The 17,179-nt window shown below is 61.8% G+C and carries 16 protein-coding genes; 8 read left to right on the top strand and 8 right to left on the bottom strand.

The features are described 5' to 3' along the window. Positions 1-2: 2 nt before the first annotated feature. From paoC to RLCC275e_RS24555, 3 genes are read left to right on the top strand one after another with little or no spacing between them, the layout of a single operon-like run. Positions 3-2,201, top strand: coding sequence for an aldehyde oxidoreductase molybdenum-binding subunit PaoC (gene paoC / locus RLCC275e_RS24565; RefSeq protein ID WP_033183105.1), 2,199 nt, complete (start codon positions 3-5; stop codon positions 2,199-2,201). Positions 2,202-2,256: 55 nt separating this feature from the next. Further along, positions 2,257-3,186, top strand: a complete 930-nt coding sequence (locus tag RLCC275e_RS24560) for an XdhC family protein (RefSeq protein ID WP_033183106.1) — start codon at positions 2,257-2,259, stop codon at positions 3,184-3,186. Continuing rightward, positions 3,179-3,790, top strand: coding sequence for a nucleotidyltransferase family protein (locus RLCC275e_RS24555; RefSeq protein WP_033183107.1), 612 nt, complete (start codon positions 3,179-3,181; stop codon positions 3,788-3,790). The genes RLCC275e_RS24560 and RLCC275e_RS24555 overlap by 8 nt, the downstream gene beginning before the upstream one ends. 123 nt (positions 3,791-3,913) lie before the next feature. Here the strand turns inward: RLCC275e_RS24555 and RLCC275e_RS24550 are convergent, their stop codons facing one another. Further along, positions 3,914-5,251: an epoxide hydrolase family protein gene (locus RLCC275e_RS24550; RefSeq protein WP_033183108.1), complete on the bottom strand. Its 1,338-nt coding sequence runs from the start codon at positions 5,249-5,251 to the stop codon at positions 3,914-3,916. Between the two features lie 177 nt (positions 5,252-5,428). Further along, positions 5,429-6,019 (bottom strand): TetR/AcrR family transcriptional regulator, encoded by a 591-nt coding sequence (locus RLCC275e_RS24545; protein WP_033183109.1) that lies wholly within the window; start codon positions 6,017-6,019, stop codon positions 5,429-5,431. Positions 6,020-6,138: 119 nt separating this feature from the next. Between RLCC275e_RS24545 and RLCC275e_RS24540 the strand changes: the two genes are divergently transcribed. Continuing rightward, complete coding sequence (locus tag RLCC275e_RS24540; protein WP_033183110.1) at positions 6,139-7,365, top strand: MFS transporter; 1,227 nt, start codon at positions 6,139-6,141, stop codon at positions 7,363-7,365. 80 nt (positions 7,366-7,445) lie between these two features. Here the strand turns inward: RLCC275e_RS24540 and RLCC275e_RS24535 are convergent, their stop codons facing one another. After that, positions 7,446-8,348 (bottom strand): LysR family transcriptional regulator, encoded by a 903-nt coding sequence (locus tag RLCC275e_RS24535; RefSeq protein ID WP_033183111.1) that lies wholly within the window; start codon positions 8,346-8,348, stop codon positions 7,446-7,448. Between the two features lie 94 nt (positions 8,349-8,442). Here RLCC275e_RS24535 and RLCC275e_RS24530 point away from each other — a divergent pair, with 94 nt between their 5' ends. Beyond that, positions 8,443-8,763 carry a nuclear transport factor 2 family protein gene (locus RLCC275e_RS24530; protein WP_033183112.1) on the top strand — a complete coding sequence of 107 codons (321 nt, stop codon included), beginning with the start codon at positions 8,443-8,445 and terminating at the stop codon, positions 8,761-8,763. After that, on the top strand, positions 8,763-9,542 hold the full coding sequence (locus RLCC275e_RS24525) for an SDR family oxidoreductase (RefSeq protein ID WP_033183113.1): 780 nt from the start codon (positions 8,763-8,765) through the stop codon (positions 9,540-9,542). The genes RLCC275e_RS24530 and RLCC275e_RS24525 overlap by 1 nt, the downstream gene beginning before the upstream one ends. Before the next feature lie 20 nt (positions 9,543-9,562). Here the strand turns inward: RLCC275e_RS24525 and RLCC275e_RS24520 are convergent, their stop codons facing one another. After that, positions 9,563-10,030, bottom strand: coding sequence for a MarR family winged helix-turn-helix transcriptional regulator (locus tag RLCC275e_RS24520; RefSeq protein WP_011649065.1), 468 nt, complete (start codon positions 10,028-10,030; stop codon positions 9,563-9,565). Between the two features lie 141 nt (positions 10,031-10,171). Between RLCC275e_RS24520 and RLCC275e_RS24515 the strand changes: the two genes are divergently transcribed. Together RLCC275e_RS24515 and RLCC275e_RS24510 are read left to right on the top strand one after the other, a co-directional pair. After that, the gene (locus tag RLCC275e_RS24515; protein WP_033183114.1) at positions 10,172-10,963 is read left to right on the top strand and encodes an alpha/beta fold hydrolase; all 792 of its coding nucleotides are present in this window, start codon (positions 10,172-10,174) and stop codon (positions 10,961-10,963) included. A 194-nt stretch (positions 10,964-11,157) separates the two neighbouring features. After that, entirely contained in the window at positions 11,158-12,789 is a 1,632-nt protein-coding gene (locus RLCC275e_RS24510; RefSeq protein ID WP_033183115.1) for a GMC family oxidoreductase, read from the top strand. Positions 12,790-12,874: 85 nt separating this feature from the next. Here the strand turns inward: RLCC275e_RS24510 and RLCC275e_RS24505 are convergent, their stop codons facing one another. The 4 genes from RLCC275e_RS24505 to RLCC275e_RS24490 are packed head-to-tail and all read right to left on the bottom strand — an operon-like array spanning position 12,875 to position 17,146. Next, entirely contained in the window at positions 12,875-13,789 is a 915-nt protein-coding gene (locus tag RLCC275e_RS24505; RefSeq protein WP_033183116.1) for an SMP-30/gluconolactonase/LRE family protein, read from the bottom strand. Positions 13,790-13,803: 14 nt separating this feature from the next. After that, the gene (locus tag RLCC275e_RS24500) at positions 13,804-14,754 is read right to left on the bottom strand and encodes an ABC transporter permease (protein WP_033183117.1); all 951 of its coding nucleotides are present in this window, start codon (positions 14,752-14,754) and stop codon (positions 13,804-13,806) included. Then, the gene (locus tag RLCC275e_RS24495; RefSeq protein ID WP_033183118.1) at positions 14,751-15,698 is read right to left on the bottom strand and encodes an ABC transporter permease; all 948 of its coding nucleotides are present in this window, start codon (positions 15,696-15,698) and stop codon (positions 14,751-14,753) included. The genes RLCC275e_RS24500 and RLCC275e_RS24495 overlap by 4 nt, the downstream gene beginning before the upstream one ends. Continuing rightward, entirely contained in the window at positions 15,695-17,146 is a 1,452-nt protein-coding gene (locus RLCC275e_RS24490) for a sugar ABC transporter ATP-binding protein (RefSeq protein ID WP_033183486.1), read from the bottom strand. The genes RLCC275e_RS24495 and RLCC275e_RS24490 overlap by 4 nt, the downstream gene beginning before the upstream one ends. Between the last annotated feature and the right edge of the window lie 33 nt (positions 17,147-17,179).

The following is a 17,179-nucleotide window of genomic DNA, read 5'->3' as shown; positions in this document are numbered from 1 at the left end:
CCATGCAGTTCGATACGCCAGCGACAACCAACCCGATCGATAATCTGAAGGTTGTCGGTCAGCCGATCCATCGGATCGACGGCCAGCTCAAGACGACCGGCCGAGCGATGTATGCCTATGAGTGGCACGATCCGAATATGCGCTACGCCTATGGTTATCCGGTCGGCGCCGCCATCGCCAAGGGCCGCATCACGTCCATGGACGTTTCCGCCGCCAAAAAGGCTCCGGGTGTGCTTGCCGTGGTGACGACGCTCGACATCGGCGAGCGGAAGAAGGGCAAGTTCAACACCGCCAAGCTTTTCGGTGGCGACGAGGTTCAGCACTATCACCAGGCAATCGCGGTCGTCGTCGCCGAGACCTTCGAGCAGGCACGCGCCGCAGCCTCCCTGGTCAAGGTCGACTACGCCGAGGAAAAAGGCGTGTTCGATCTCGGTCAGGCAAAGGATTCAGCCGTCAAGCCGGATGAGTCGCAGCAGCCCGATACCGCGGTCGGCGACTTCGAGGCTGCCTTCAGGTCAGCTCCCGTCACCGTTGACGCGTCTTACACGACGCCCGACCAGTCTCATGCGATGATGGAGCCGCACGCATCGATCGCAGCCTGGAACGGCGAAGAGGTGACCGTCTGGACCTCCAGCCAGATGATCGACTGGTGGCGCTCCGACCTTGCAACGACGCTCGACATCGACAAGGAGAAGATCCACCTCATGTCGCCCTTCATCGGCGGCGGCTTCGGCGGCAAGCTGTTCCTGCGGGCGGATGCCGTGCTGGCCGTTGTCGGCGCGCGTGCGGTAAAGCGGCCCGTCAAGGTCGCCTTGCCCCGCCCCTTTCTCATGAATAACACCACCCATCGGCCGGCGACGATCCAGCGCATCCGCATCGGAACCGAGCGTGACGGCAAGATAACCGCCATCGCGCACGAAAGCTGGTCAGGCGACCAACCCGGCGGCCAGCTTGAGACCGCCGTCAATCAGACCCGTCTTCTCTATGCAGGGGCGAACCGGATGACCGCGATGCGGCTGGCGACGCTCAACCTCCCGGAGGGGAATGCCATGCGCGCTCCGGGCGAAGCCCCCGGACTGATGGCGCTCGAAATCGCCATCGACGAGATTGCCGAAAAAGTTGGGATCGATCCTGTGCAGTTTCGGATCATCAACGACACGCAGGTCGATCCGGAGAAGCCGCAGCGGCCTTTTTCCCAGCGCAATCTCATCGGCTGCCTCAAGCTCGGCGCAGAGCGGTTTGGCTGGGATGAACGGCGGAAGCCCGGTTCCAGGCGGGACGGCAACTGGCTGGTTGGTATGGGCGTTGCCGCCGCATTCCGCAACAACCTCATGCTTCCTTCCGGAGCAAGGGTAAAGCTCGACCGGGAAGGCGTCGTGACAGTCGAAACCGACATGACCGACATCGGGACGGGCAGCTACACGATCATCGCCCAGACGGCCGCCGAGATGATGGGCGTTGCGATCGACAAGGTCGCCGTCCAACTCGGCGACTCGCGTTTTCCGGTTTCTGCGGGTTCCGGCGGACAGTTCGGTGCGAACTCCTCCACGTCCGGCGTCTACGCAGCCTGTGTCAAGTTGCGTGAGGCCATCGCCAAGAAGCTCGGCTTCAACTCCGAAGACGTCATCTTCGAGAATGGCGCGGTCCGCTCGGGCAATCGTTCGGTGCCTCTTGCCGAGGCCGCCGGTCCGGATGGTCTTGTCGGCGAGGATACGATCAAATGGGGCGAGCTTACCGAGACGCATCAGCAATCGACATTCGGCGCGCACTTCGTGGAGGTCGCTGTCGACATCGCCACTGGGGAAAGCCGGATTCGCAGGATGCTCGCAGTCTGTGCGGCGGGAAGAATCCTCAATCCGATCACCGCCCGCAGCCAGGTCATTGGCGCAATGACGATGGGGGCCGGCGGCGCGCTGTCCGAGGAATTGGCGGTCGACACCCGCCGCGGCTTTTTCGTCAACCACGATCTTGCCAGCTACGAAGTGGCGGTGCATGCCGACATTCCGCACCAGGAGGTGATCTTCATGGACGAGACCGATCCGATGTCCTCGCCGATGAAAGCCAAGGGCGTCGGCGAGCTCGGCCTTTGCGGCGTCGCGGCGGCAATCGCCAACGCCGTCTACAATGCGACCGGCATCAGAGTTCGGCACTATCCGCTGACGCTTGACAAGCTCATCGGCGGCCTGCCGGACGTAGCCTGATGGTCTCGACGGCGGTCCCGAGAGCGGACCGCCGCCACTTCCTGTAGGATTTCCGATGGATCAGACACTTGCGCCCATCACGGCGCCAATTCCCCACAGGGCCTCGTCCACCGACGATCCTGCGGAACTGCTTCGCTTCGCGATGGACGCCCATGGTCTCGGCGCGGCGGCACTTGCGACCCTCGTCGACATTCGAGGCGGCGCTGCGCGTGCGCTCGGCGCTCATATGGCGGTTGCCGCAGACGGGCGGTTCTGCGGCTATGTCTCCGGCGGATGCGTCGAAGCCGCCGTCGCTTCCGAAGCGCTTCTGGCAATGGCGGAAGGACGGGATCGCACGGTCAAGTTCGGCGACGGATCGCCCTTCTTCGACATTGTCCTTCCCTGCGGCGGCGGGATTACCGTCGCAATCCATGTCCTGAAAGATGTCGGCGCTTTGCGCCATGTTCTGAAGCGTCTCGAACGCAGGCAGGCAGCCGGCCTTGCCTATTCGCCAGAGCGGCAGGTGCTCGAAGCGGTAGACCCACTGTCACGGGCGTGCTGGCTCGAGCGAGATTTCCTGAGCGTCTACCGTCCCCGCACCCGCGTCGTCCTTTCCGGGCAGACGATCGAAGCGCAGGCCGTCGCACGACTGGCCGAGGCTTCCGGTTACGACGTGATCGTCAGAGGACAGGGCGAGGGGGGCAGGGTCGCGGCCGACATGATCGACCCCTTCACGGCCGTTGTGCTCCTGCATCATGACCTTGACGCCGAAGCCGCCATTCTCGAGACCGCGCTTCACTCACCCGCCTTTTACATCGGCGCGCTCGGCAGTACCCGGACGCATCATCGGCGTGTCGAGCGATTGACAGCCATGGCTTTCGGAAAGGATGATATCGGTCGCATCAAGGCGCCCATCGGGATGTTCGGCCCGACGCGAGATGCAACCTCGCTCGCCCTGTCGGTTCTGGCTGATATCGCTGCGGCAAGACTGGTGGCTTATGCTTAAGGCGTCGGTCGCGATCGTCATTCTCGCTGCCGGCAAGGCAAGCCGGATGGGTGAGGGCGGGAGGCACAAGCTGCTGGCCGAATTCGACGGCGTGCCGCTCGTGCGGCGGTCGGCATTGACCGCGCTCGGTGCGGATGCAGCCTCCGTCATTGTCGTCACGGGCCATCGCCGGAGCGAGATCGATGCCGCGCTCGATGGGCTCGCTCTGACTTTCGTCGATAATCCCGATTACGCCAGCGGCATGGCGAGCTCGCTCAAAGCAGGATTCTCATCGAGGGACGCTGACAGCGCCGAAGGCATTCTCGTCATGCTCGCCGATATGCCCGGCATTTCCACGACGCATCTCAATGCCCTGATTTCCGCCTTTCGCAATGCGGGCGGCGAGGCCGTCGTGCGCGCCGTTTCGCAGGGCAAGCCCGGCAATCCCGTTATCCTGCCACGTTCTCTGCGTCAGGCAGTCCTCCGGCTTGAAGGCGATGTCGGCGCGCGCGATATCATCGCCACATCAGGCTTGCCTGTGCTCGATGTCGATGTTGGCGATGCAGCCCTGCTCGATGTCGATACGCCGGACGAGGTATTGGCCGCCGGTGGCGCAATGAACTGATGCGCGTAAAATACAGTGAGATGAGGATGATTTGACGCAACGGCTCGAGCTGGATTCTACGCGGCTTTGAATTCGCCACTCTCAGCCGCGGATATGCCAAGCCGTCATTCTTCAGCCAATCGATCAACGCACCGACTTGAATGCCTCTCGCAGTTCCTCAGCGAAAAGCTGGGGCTGTTCCCAGGCGGCGAAGTGACCGCCCATATCGACACGGTGGTAGTAATGGAGCGTGGGGTAGGCCTGCTTGCTCCAACTCTCCGGCGCCTGGTAGATCTCCTTTGGGAATACGCTGATTGCCACCGGGATCTTGATCTCTTTGGTCTTTTGAGCGTCGGAGCTGAAGTTGTTGTTGTTGTTTTCCCAATAGAACCGAGACGAGGATGCCCCAGTGTTGGTCAGCCAGTACAATGTGATGTCATTCAGCATTTCGTCCTTGGAAAAAACGCGCTCGGGAATGCCCTCGCTGTCGCTCCACTGCGCAAATTTTTCGTAGATCCAGGCAGCCAGGCCCGACGGCGAGTCGGAAAGCGAGTAGCCGATCGTCTGCGGACGCGTCACCATCACGGCTCCATAGGCGGCATTCCGGCCGAAGAAGGTGCTCAACGATTCATAGGCATCCCGCTCGGGCGCCGACAGTCCCGCAGGAGCCGGGTCTCCACTGTTGATCGCCTTGGTGAGATTGCCCGGAACGGTCGCCGGCATGTTGAGATGGATACCAAGCAAGCCCTTCGGTGCCTGGCGCGCCAGTGCGTCGGAGATAACGGACCCATGGTCGCCACCCTGGGAAACGTAGTGCGCGTAGCCGAGCCGCTTCATCAGGATGTCCCATGCTCGCGCAACGCGGTCAGGCCCCCAGCCAAGCTCCGTCGGCTTACCCGAAAAGCCGTAGCCGGGGATGGAAGGGATGACGACGTCAAATGCGTCCTCCGCTTTACCGCCATAAGCAGTCGGATCGGTAAGAGGGCCGATCGCCTTGATGAACTCGAAGGTCGAACCCGGCCAACCATGGGTCAGAATGAGCGGCAGGGCGTTGGGATGACGCGATCGCACATGGATGAACTGGATATCGACCCCGTCGATCGTCGTGATGAATTCCGGAAGTGCATTGAGCTCCGCCTCGGCTTTGCGCCAATCGTAATCAGTGCCCCAGTAACGGACCAGATCCTGGATGCGCGAAAGCTGGATGCCTTGCGAGGTGTCGCTCACGGTCTCCTTGTCTGGCCAACGCGTTTCGGCAATGCGCTTGCGCAGATCGTCAAGCTGTGACTGCGGAACGCGGATCTGGAACGGGCGGATCGTTTCGTCGGCCTCGATCGGCGTCGCCGGCCGGTCCGATGTGACGTCGGCGGCACTCGCTGGCACAAGGTAACCGGCTGGGAACAGCAACATCGGTCCAACCGCCATCGCCATTGCTCCGCGGGCAAGCCGGCGCCAGGCGAGAATATTGTCAAACTTCGTCATGAGGCACTCCATGTTCTTGTCGCCCAGGGCGACATTTTGTGACGGAGTGATGTCTGACGGGTCTGCGTATCTGGCATGTTTCAAGAAATGCCAAAAACGTATCAGAGTGTGAGGTGGCGGTTACGCAGGGGCGGGAAAGCGATCGTCAGGGAACGACCCGGGCTCCATGGCGCCCGATCATTGTTGCCTGCGGAGGCTGCCCAGCATAGCCTTGAATCCCGCAACCGCCCGCTTCGAAACCGCCTCCGGATTCTCGGCATTGGCGATCCAAAGCGCCATATGGCTGCTGGCGCCATTGATGAGGCGAGCGGCGGTTTCGGTGTCGATGTCGATGATCTCGCCATCGGTCTTGAGACCGTCGAGGCTGCGGGAGAGGGCGGCGATGCAGCCGGGGGTGTTCTGCCATTGCGAGATATCGCCGAGTACAGCCGGGCCATCGCGAAACATGATGCGCTGGATTTCAGGCTCAAGCGCCATTTCGATATAGGCGGAGCACTCGTCGACAAAGCCCTGCCAGCGCGTGGGAGCGGCGGCCGAGACCTCGTTCAGCCGCTCCGTCATTTCCGCATCGATTTCCATGATCACGGCCTGGAGCAGGCCCCTCTTGTCACCGAAGTGGTGATAGAGGGCCCCGCGCGTCAATCCCGCTTCACCGGTGAAATCGTCCATCGAGGCTTCCGCGTAGCCGATCGTGCCAAAGGCACGCCGCCCGGCTGCGATCAGTTTGCCGCGGGTCTCTGCGATCATCTCCTGGCGCGGTTTACGCATTGGCTTCTCCATTGGCATACGCCGCGTATCTTTTTTATTGACATACGTGGCGTATGCATTATCTAAACACATACGCTCCGTATATAAGTGTTCTATCCGATATCTGGAAGGATCGTCCCATGTCAAATCCGTATAGACAAATATTCGCGGCACCTGGGGCCGAGGGCTTCTCGGTTGCCGGCTTTTTTGCACGCCTTCCCATCGCCATGGCGCCGATCGGCATCGTTGCCATGCTCTCCCAGGCACATGGCGAATATTGGCTGGCGGGCGCCGTGTCGGCGACTTATGCGCTCACCAACGCGATGATCTCACCACAGATTTCGCGAGCGGTCGACCGGCTGGGCCAGACGGCAGTGGTCGTTCCCACAACCATCGTATCCGTGCTGGCGTTCATCGCGCTGATCACCGCGACCAACCAGAACTGGCCGGTGTGGACGCTGTTCGCCTCTGCCTTCCTCGCGGCGGCCATGCCGAGCATTCCGGCGCTGATGCGGGCGCGCTGGACGGAACTCTTTCGCAACCGGCCCGAGCTCAACACGGCCTTCGCGTTCGAAAGTGCCGCGGATGAACTGGTCTATATCTCCGGCGCCTCGCTGTCGGTCGGGCTGGCCGTCGCCTTATTCCCGGAAGCCGGCATGATGGTGAGCACAGCTTTTCTGGCGCTCGGGACAGCCGCCTTCATCGTGCAGCGCGGCACCGAGCCGAAGGTGCGTCATGTCGCCGGCGCGGCTTCGGTTGGCTCCGCGATCCGCCAGCGTCCGGTGCAGATCATCACACTCGCGCTGATCTTCGTCGGCGCGATCTTCGCAACTGCTGAAGTGAGTGTTGTCGCCATCACCAAGGAGCTTGGTCAGCCGAATGCCGCAAGCCTGGTCATCGGTGTCTATGCCCTCGGTTCGTTCCTGGTGGGCTTGACCCTCGGCGCGCTCAATCTGCGCATCCCCTTGCATCGTCAGTTGCTGATCGCTGTTGCGGCCCTCGCACTGACCTCGCTGCCGCTCCTCGTCGCCGGCAGCTCGGTAACTCTGCTTGCTATCGCCGTCTTCGTCAGCGGCATCGCGATCTCGCCGACCTTTATAACGGCCTTCGGACTGATCGAGCGTCGCGTGCCGGAATCGGTGCTGACGGAGGGCGTCACCTGGGTGATGACCGGCATCGGCATCGGCATGGCGCTCGGCGCCTTCGTCACGGGCTGGGTCGTCGACAGCTACGGTCCCCAGAGCGGATTCTGGGTGTCTGCAGCAGCCGGGGCCGCAACCGTCCTTATCATTGCGCTCGGTCAGCGCAAACTCTCGGGAGAGTGCACCGGCGGGGAAGATTGCGCGATGCCGGAACCGGCGCAATAGCAGGGCGGGCGATAGACAGGAGCGACGCAGGAGGGTTCACCGGCCAGCGGTTCGAAACCGTTCAAGGTGAAGGCAGTGGGTCAAGCCGCTTTTCGGGAGAACTCACGAGCTAAGTCGAGGAATGCTCGGACGCCAGCCGATAGATTTCGGCGTCCAGGATAGTATAGGCATAGCCCTGGATACGGCAGCGTCCAATCTTCTAAAACACGAACAACGCGCCCCGCCTCTATGTCCGAGAGAATGTCCTGTTCAAAGAGGTAGCCCACGCCGGCGCTTTCGAGCACAGCAGTCCGCGTAAGGCTGGCCTCATCGAGTGCGATTGGCCCCCGCACGTCTATCTGCACCGGCTCGCCGTCTTTTTCGAACCGCCATCGAAACAAGGAGCCGTCTGGCAGGCGAACACGAATGCACCTGTGATTGAGAAGATCCGGAGGCACCATGGGCTTACCATGTTTCTCGAAATACTCGGGAGACCCAACCACTGCGTGTCGCTGAGGCCGGCCGAGCGAAACGGCAATCATGTCGCTGGGAACGAGGCCTTCAACCCTGACGCCCAGATCGAACCCGTCCTTGACGATATCGACCATTTTACCCTCGGTAACGATATCGACATTCATGTCGGGATAGCGGCGCAGGAACTCCAGCACGAGCGGTGAGATGATGGCGCGCGCCGCAAATGGCGCTGCGTTGATCCTTATCGTTCCAGAAGGGGTCTCGCGGTGGGAGCGCACCAGATCCAGAGCAGCATGGAGATCCTGAAGCGTAGGCCCTACCTGCTGCACAAACAACCGGCCGGCATCCGTCAGCGACACACTGCGGGTGGTGCGGTTGAACAACCGCACGCCAAGTCCCGCCTCGAGCCTGCTTATCGTATGGCTCAACGCGGTCGTGGACATGCCGAGATCAATGGCCGCTGCTCGAAAAGTCCCGCGCCTGGCAATTGCAATGGCCGCTTCAAGTTCTTTCAGGCTGGCTAGCTCCATTGTCCCGACCTGTTCATCATCGCATGCCGGTTTATCCCACTTATTTATGCAATGGTCGAGGGATAAGTATTGATTAGGTTATGAGGAGAACACAATGGATATGCCCGGTATCATAGACACGTACTTTGAAGCAGACCGTCGCAATGACGCGGATGCGCTGCTGGACGCCTTTGCGGTCGAAGCCGTCGTCGAAGACGAAGGAGCGCGCCATCAAGGCGTCGCCGCAATCCGAGTATGGTGGGTGGCTGCGAACAAGGCGGCTCAGTACGTTGCTGAACCTTTGGAATGCACGGTCGACGGTGACAAAGCGCTCCTCCGAGCCAAGGTGAGCGGCCAGTTTCCCGGTAGCCCGGTGATGCTCACCCACGCCTTCACCATCAAGGACGACAGGATCGTCAGGCTGGAGATATTATAATGGCCGACTTTCTCAACCTGAGAGGCAAACGGGCCCTCATTACGGCTGGAACCAAAGGTACTGGTGCCGCGACCGTCAGACTGTTTCGGGAGCTCGGCGCGCAGGTGCTGACAGCCGCTCGGGCCCGTCCGGACAGCCTGTCGGAAGACCTGTTCGTCGAGGCGGACCTGACCACCGAAGAGGGATGTGCAATCGTCGCAGAGGCTACACGGCGGCTCCTTGGCGGCGTCGACGTCATCGTCCATATGCTGGGTGGCTCTTCAGCGGCCGGAGGTGGATTTTCTGCACTGTCGGAAGACGACTGGCATAAGGAGCTGTCGCTCAACCTTTTTCCAGCCGTTCGCCTGGATCGGCAACTGGTTCCGGACATGGTCGCTCAAGGAAACGGTGTGGTGGTGCATGTGACATCCATCCAGAGAGTCCTGCCGCTTCCGGAATCGACGACGGCCTATGCTGCGGCGAAGGCAGCGCTTTCCACTTACAGCAAGGCGATGTCGAAGGAAGTTTCGCGCAAAGGTGTTCGTGTCGTTCGGGTGTCGCCAGGCTGGATCGAAACGGAAGCTTCGGTCCACCTCGCAGAGCGCCTGGCGAAGCAGGCCGGAACAGACCTCGAGGGGGGCAAAAAGATCATCATGGACGGGCTGGGCGGCATTCCGCTGGGGCGTCCGGCAAAGCCGGAAGAGGTCGCAAACCTGATTGCGTTCCTCGCCTCGGACCGGGCTGCATCGATCACCGGTACCGAATATACAATCGATGGGGGGACAGTGCCAACAGCTTAGGCGCCGACATACACGGCAAATCAGGCGGGTGCGTCCCAGCCGCCGATCTGGGAATAGATCGCGTTGCGGAGATGGCGGACGTCGCGGTTCAGAGCGCCCAATTCCTGTGGCGTCTGGGTCGAAGCTGCAAGCAAGGTGTCGCTGAGACAACCAGCCTTGTGCTGTAATGCCCTGCCTTCGTCGGTCAACGCAATCAACACCTGGCGCTCGTTGCTCAGGTTTCTGGTCCTACGCAGCAGGCCGGATACCTCAAGGCGCTTTAGAAGCGGCGTCAGCGTGCTGGATTCCAGGGCAAGGGCATTGGCAATGGCGCCCACCGTCTGCCCATCCTCGCCCCACAGCACGTTGAGCACGAGGTACTGCGGGTACGTCAGGCCCAACTCATCGAGAAGGGGCTTGTAAGCACGCTGGATGGCAATACCAGCAGTGTAAATTGCGTAGCACAATTGGTCGTGCAGAGGGGGCGGGTCGTTATGGCGTGCGGTCATTGTGAGCTCCTGTAGACTCCATATAGCCCATGCTAGAGAGAAATTAAATATCGCGATAAGAATTATCTTGACGCGCAATCCAAAGTCTGCGAGCTTACATATATCGCGATAACAGTTATCGCAATTAACAAGGAGGTAGCCATGATACGCACGACCACCGTAGCCGCAATTGCTGCTGCAGCCTCACTGTCCGCTGCCGCATTGCCGGCGAACGCAGCGGACACTATCTCTCAAGACCAGTCGGTCAGAAACGTTGTGCTTGTCCACGGCGCCTTTGCGGACGGTTCTGGCTGGAAGGGTGTTTACGACAATCTCACCAAGCGCGGCTATCGCGTTGCGATCGTCCAGAACCCGCTGACCTCCCTCGAAGACGACGTTGCCGCCACCAAACGTGCGCTGGAACGGCAGGATGGTCCGGTCATTCTCGTTGGACATTCCTGGGGCGGCACGGTCATCACGGAAGCGGGCATCGACGCAAAGGTTGCTGGCCTCGTCTATGTTTCTGCTCTGTCCCCCGATGCCGGCGAGACAACGGCACAGCAATACCAAGGATTTGCTCCTGCATCGGAATTCGTCATTGAGACCACGAAAGATGGCTTTGGATATGTCAGCCCGGAAAAGCTCAAGGCTGGCTTTGCTCATGACGTCAGCGATGCGGATGTTGCATTCATGAGGGATGCGCAGGTCCCGATCAACATGTCGGCGTTCGGGACGAAGTTGGAAAATGCTGCATGGCGCACCAAGCCGAGCTGGGCCGTCATCGCTACCGAAGACAAGGCATTCGATCAGGCGATGCTGATCCACATGGCAGAGCGCATCAAGGCGAAGATCACCAAGGTTTCGGCAAGCCACGCCCTGTTCATGACGCAGCCGAAGGTGGTGGCCGATACCATTGATCAGGCCGCTAAGGCCGTCTCGGCGAAGAAGCAATGACAGACGTAGCCTCATCGGGACAGTCCGCACTGTCCCGATGACGACGAGCAGGGGCTGTCGAACCGAGCGAGGTCGGGCCGAAACGAGCACATGGAAGGCCGCACGATCTCGGACTGGGATCCATTGCCCGCATTCGCCCCCGGGATCCCCAGCAAATTCGCTATTGTTTTGAATCTATTCACGGAGGTAGTCACGTGAAGCTGAATAGTCATGACCAAAATGCACCCGAAAATCCGCCCATTCCTCAGCGCGAGGTCGGTGCTGTTTTCGACTTCATCGTTTGCGGCGCCGGGTCCAGCGGCTCCGTTGTCGCTGCGCGACTGGCAGAGGATGGGCACGCGAGCGTTCTGCTGCTCGAGGCGGGTGGGGACGATGCGGCCGAAACCGTTACGAACCCTGCGCAGTGGCCGCTCAATCTCGGCTCGAGCCGGGACTGGGGCTTTGTTGGACAACCGACCCCCGGCCTGGACGGACGACGTCTTCCTCTCAGCATGGGCAAGGGGCTCGGTGGCGGTTCGAGCATCAATGTCATGGTGTGGGCCAGAGGACACAAGGGGGACTGGGACCACTTTGCCGCTGAAGCCGGCGATGACGCGTGGGGCTATCAGTCTGTCCTCGGCTACTATCGCCGGATCGAAGATTGGCAGGGCGCTCCGAACCCAACGCGTCGCGGCGTCGGAGGGCCGGCATACGTAGCGCAGCCGCGGGCGCCCCAACCGATCGCAGAGGCCTTGTTGAGTGCGGCATCCACTATCGGCATTCCCGTCTACGATAGCCCGAACGGTGAAATGATGGAGGGACCGGGCGGCGCATCCATCGCTGAACTGCGGATCCGGGATGGCAAGCGGGAGTCTGTCTTTGGATCCTATGTCCGCCCGCTCATGTCGCGCTCGAACCTGACTGTGCTAACCGACGCACTGGTCACGCGGCTCATCTTCGATGGCAAGCGCGTTACGGGGATCGAGGCTCTCGTCGGTGATCAGCGACGTCAATTCATTGCGCGTTGCGAAACGGTACTGTCGCTCGGCGCGATCAACACACCGAAAGTGTTGATGCAGTCGGGCATAGGGCCGGAAGATGATCTGCAAGCCCACGGCATTCCCGTGGTCCAACATTTACCTGGCGTTGGGCGCAATCATCAGGATCACCTCGCATTCGGCTGCACCTGGGCATATCGAAAACCAGAAGCCGTCGGTGGCAGTGGCTGCGAAGCAAAACTCTACTGGAAAAGCGACGCGCGTCTCGCCCAGCCGGACATTCTTCAGTGCCAGCTGGAGTTCGCCGTGCCGTCGCCCATCGAGACGGGTCTCGAAACGCCGGAACATGGCTGGACGATGTTTAACGGCCTCGCCCAGCCGAAAAGCCGTGGTTGGCTTCGGCTCTCCGGCCCCAACGCAAGTGACCCTATCCTCATCGAACCCAATTCGTTGAGCGAACCAGAAGACATGGCTGCTGCCCTGGCCGCGGTGGAGCTATGCCGGGAATTGGGAAATAGCGACGCTTTCAAGCCGTTGGTAACGGCCGAGACTGCTCCGGGCGCGCGCAACAGATCAGGGATGATCGACTTTACCCGGCGTTCGGCGGTCACCTACTGGCATCAATCCTGCACAGCCAAGATGGGACGCGACAGTATGTCGGTGGTCGATAACGAGCTCAAAGTGTACGGTATTGATCGCCTTCGCATCGCAGACTCCTCGATCATGCCTCGCATCACCACCGGCAACACGATGGCGCCTTGTGTTGTCATCGGAGAGCGGGCGGCCGATCTGATCCGGGAAATGCATGGTCTTACGGACTCGAGCGGAGGGTTCAATCAGCCCATATGATGAAGATTTATGTGGAGCTCGGCGGCATACGTGGGCCGCCGAGCTTTTTGTAGTAACGGTTTGTATTGGTTCAAGGCGACCAACCTCACGGCACCTGAGCCCCACTCACGGCGACATAGACCGAATAAACCGACCGCGTCGCCGCGATAAACAGCCGGTTGCGTTGGGGGCCGCCGAAGGTGAGGTTGGCGACGGTCTGCGGTACGCGGATCTTGCCGATCAGCTTGCCCGTCGGGTCGAAGCAATGCACGCCGTCGGCGGCACTTGACCAGAGGTTCCCGTTGACGTCGGTGCGGACGCCGTCTGGGATGCCGTTGTCGATCAGGCAGAAGACGCGGCTGTTCGTGAGCCTGTTGCCGTCGACCACGTCGAAAGCGCGGATGTGACGTGGCAGGCTTTCGTCATGGCTGGCGGCGGAATCCGCCACATAGAGGATCGTCTCGTCGGGCGAGAAGGCGAGGCCGTTCGGCTGGATGAAATCCGTGACGACAGCTGCAAGCGCGCCTGTCGTCGGATCGAGCCGGTAGACGTTGCGCGTCGGTTGCTCCGGCTCGGCGCGAAAACCTTCGTAGTCCGACATGATGCCGTAGGTCGGATCGGTGAACCAGATCGAGCCGTCGGACTTCACCACCACATCGTTCGGCGAATTGAGCCTGGCGCCCTCGAAACGGTCGGCGAGCACGGTGATCAAGCCGTCGACCTCGGTGCGGGTGACGCGGCGCGTCCCATGTTCGCAGGAGATCAGCCGTCCCTGCCGGTCGCGCGTATGGCCGTTGGTGAAGTTGGAGGGTTGGCGATAGACGGAGACGCCGCTCTCGGGCGTCCATCGCAGCATGCGCTGGTTGGGAATGTCGCTCCAGAGCAGCTGGTTCGCATCGTTGAACCAGACGGGACCCTCCGCCCAGCGGCAGCCGGAATAGAGCTCGTCGAGGCCGGCGCTCGTTACGATCATCTGCCGGAAGCGCGGGTCGTGGATTTCGTAGATACTGGCCTCGGCCATGGCGGTCTTTCCGTTTATCGCATGCCTGCCCGGCGACCGCCGGCGAGCATGATGACGCTGATGATGATGAGGCCGGTCATGATCAGGCGAATGCCCGCGCCGAACCCGTAAGTATTGAGCATGGAGACGACCAGGAACATGAAGAGCGATGCGCCCCAGATCCCCGGCACGTTGGAATCGCCGCCGGCGACCGCCGTGCCGCCGATCACGACGACGGCGATCGACATCAGCAGATATTCCGTGCCCATGTTGAGCGCCGCGCCGCCGGAGAAACAGGCGAGCAGATAACCGGCGACCGATGCGAGCACGGCGCAGAAAAGGTAGGTGACGAAACGCGTGCCGTCGACCGGTATGCCTGCCATACGGGCGGCCGGCATGCTCTGGCCGATCGCCGAGATCCAGCGTCCGTAGATCGTCTTCTCGAGCAGGAACCAGGCAAGTAGCGAGATGAGGAATGCGACGATCGCCACATTCGGCACGCCGAGGGTGTTCGACGTGGTGAATTCCGCCAGCACGCTCGGCGGCTTGATGCGCAATCCGCGGTTCGTCCAGATCGCCGCGGACTGGACAATGAAGCTCATGGACAGTGTGGCGATGATCGGCGGAATGCGCAGCGCCTTGATGAGTGCATAATTGCCGAGGCCGACGACAAGGCCGATGATAATGGCGACGAGAAGGCCCGGCAGGATCATGCCGTTTTCGACATTCATCAGCTTCAGCGCCACCGTGCCGGCAAGCGTCATGGTGGCGGGAACCGAAAGATCGATATTGCCGGGACCGAGCGTGATGACGAACATCTGGCCGATGCCGACGATAACCGAGAAGGCCGCGAAGGTGAGGGCTGCCTGCGACAGGCCAAACGTACTGGCGCCGAGCGTCACCATGATCGTCAGGAACCAGACGACAAAGGCGGCAAGCCACGACCAGATCCAGGGTTTGCGGAATAGGCGCAGGAGCGGAGTCATCGGCGTTTCTCTCGCTTCTCCAGGCGGTTCAGCATCAAACGGAGGGCCAGCACGATGATCAGGATCGCGCCCTGAGCCCCGATCTGCCAGTCCGGCGAGATGCGCAGGAAGGACAGGAACGAGCCGGCGAGCGTCAGCGTCAGCGCGCCGATGACGGCGCCGATCGGGGAGACGCGGCCGCCAATGAACTCGCCGCCGCCGAGGATCACGCCGGCGATCGACAGCAGCGTGTAGCGCAGCGCGATATTGGCATCAGCCGAGGTCGTCAGGCCGACAAGGGCGATGCCGGCGAGCACGGCAAAGAGGCCTGCAAGACCGTAGGCGGCAGCGCGCGCCCCGACAATCGACCAGCCGGCGCGCTCGACCGAACGCTGGTTACCGCCAATGCCGCGCATCAGCACGCCGAGCGACGACCGCATGACGAGAAGGTGGGCGACCAAGGCGATGACGATGCTGGCGACAATCGCCATCGGCGCCAGCGGCGGCTTGACGGTCATCAGCCAGCGTACCCAGTCCGGCGCCTGCCCGCCCGGTGCCGGCAGCAGCAATACGGCAAGGCCGCCCCAGACGAAGCTCATGCCGAGGGTCACGACAATGGAGGGCAGGTTGCGCAGATAGATGACGACGCCGAGCGCCGCATAGGTTGCGATCGCGCCTGCAAGGATCAGCACGCCGATCACGGGAGCATCCCGCAGAAAGGTCGCGGTGACGCAGGCGACGAAGCTGACGAAGGCGCCCATCGAGAGATCGAGATCGTTGACCGCCATCACGATCATCTGGGCGATCGTCGCAAGCGCGATCGGCACAGCCAGGTTGAACAGCAAGTTGAGCCCGACATAGCTCATGGCGCGCGGCTGCAGCCAGAAGACGGCGGCAAGCAGCAGCGTCAGCGACAAGGCGGGAATGGCAAGACGCATGGCGTCGGACGACAGCCGGAACGTCATGCGGCGACCCCTTCGAAGGAGGCGGCGATGATATTCGTCTCGTTGACGGCGTCACCGGCGAGTTCGGCCGTGATGCGGCCTTCGCGGAAGACGTAGACGCGGTCGCAAAGGCGGACCTCGTCCATTTCGGTCGAGTACCAGATGAAGGTGCGGCCATGCGCCGCTTCCTCGCGGATGATCGCGTAGACCTCCTGCTTGGTGCCGACATCGACGCCGCGCATCGGGTCGTCCATCAGCACAACTGGCGCGCGCGTCGCCAGCGCGCGGGCAAAGAGTACTTTCTGCTGGTTGCCCCCGGACAGCGACAGGATGCGATTGTCCATATCGGGCGTGCGGATCTCGATCCGCCGCTTCCAGTCGGCGCCCTTTGCCTCTTCTTCGCCCGCGAGGATAAGGCCGCGCCGGGAGAGGTCACCGAGCGAGGCGATGGAGAAGTTGCGCAGGATGCTCCACAGCTCGAAGACGCCGTTGAGGCGGCGGTCGCCGGCGACGAAGGTGACGAGCGGATCGCGCTCAGGCAGCCAGTTGCTGGACTGCGCCGCATGCAGGGCGAGCAGGAGCTCGGTCTGCCCGTGGCCGGCCAGACCGGCTAGACCGATGATTTCGCCCTTGCGCGCCGCAAAGGGAAGCCCCTTCGCTTGATGAGACAGAATGAGCTGGGCGGTGGATTGTTCGCGGGCCGAGCGCTGCTTTGTCTCCTCCTTCGCAACGGTGCCCATCGCTTCGACGAGGCCGTGATGGTCGAAGCCCTGCGCCGGGCGCTCGGCGACAACGCGGCCGTCCTTCATGACGACGATGCGGTCGGCGGTTTCGAGGATCTCGTGCAGTATATGCGAGATGAAGATGACGGACCCGCCCGTGGCGATGAAGCGGCGGACATGGTCGAGCATCTGCCGGGCAAGGCTTGCATCGAGCGACGAGGTCGGTTCGTCGAGGATCACCAGCCGCGGCGCAATGCCTGCGTCGGAAAAGGCCATTGATATCTCGACCATCTGCCGCTCGGCGATCGAAAGATCCCCCACGGTCCGGCTGCTGTCGATGCCGTGGCCGGGAAAGACGGCGTCGAGGCTCGTCTCGATGATTTTTGCGGCGCGCCTGCGCCAACCGAAGCCACCGAGATGGCGGTGCATGATGCGCGTGTTCTCGACGATCGAAAGGTTGGGGCAGAGCGAAAGCTCCTGGAAGACGCACCGCACGCCGCGGGCACGCGCAGCGTTGATGCCATAACGCTCCAGCCGTTCGCCGTCGCTCGCCACACTTCCTTCATGCGGCGTGAGGCCGCCGTTGATGACGCTGACGATGGTGGACTTGCCGGCGCCATTGTGTCCGACGAGCCCGACGCATTCGCCCGACATGACGCGAAGGGTCACGCCATCGAGTGCCCTGACCGCGCCGAAGCTCACCTTGGCACCATCGACGGCGATCACCGCCTTCAAAACGTCATCCATGCTGCCCGCCATGCCTGCTTGCAAAAAATGCCG

The sequence above is a fragment of the Rhizobium brockwellii genome, assembly GCF_000769405.2.
Taxonomy (GTDB): Bacteria; Pseudomonadota; Alphaproteobacteria; order Rhizobiales; family Rhizobiaceae; genus Rhizobium; species Rhizobium brockwellii.
This window is presented reverse-complemented; position numbering and strand designations above follow the sequence as displayed.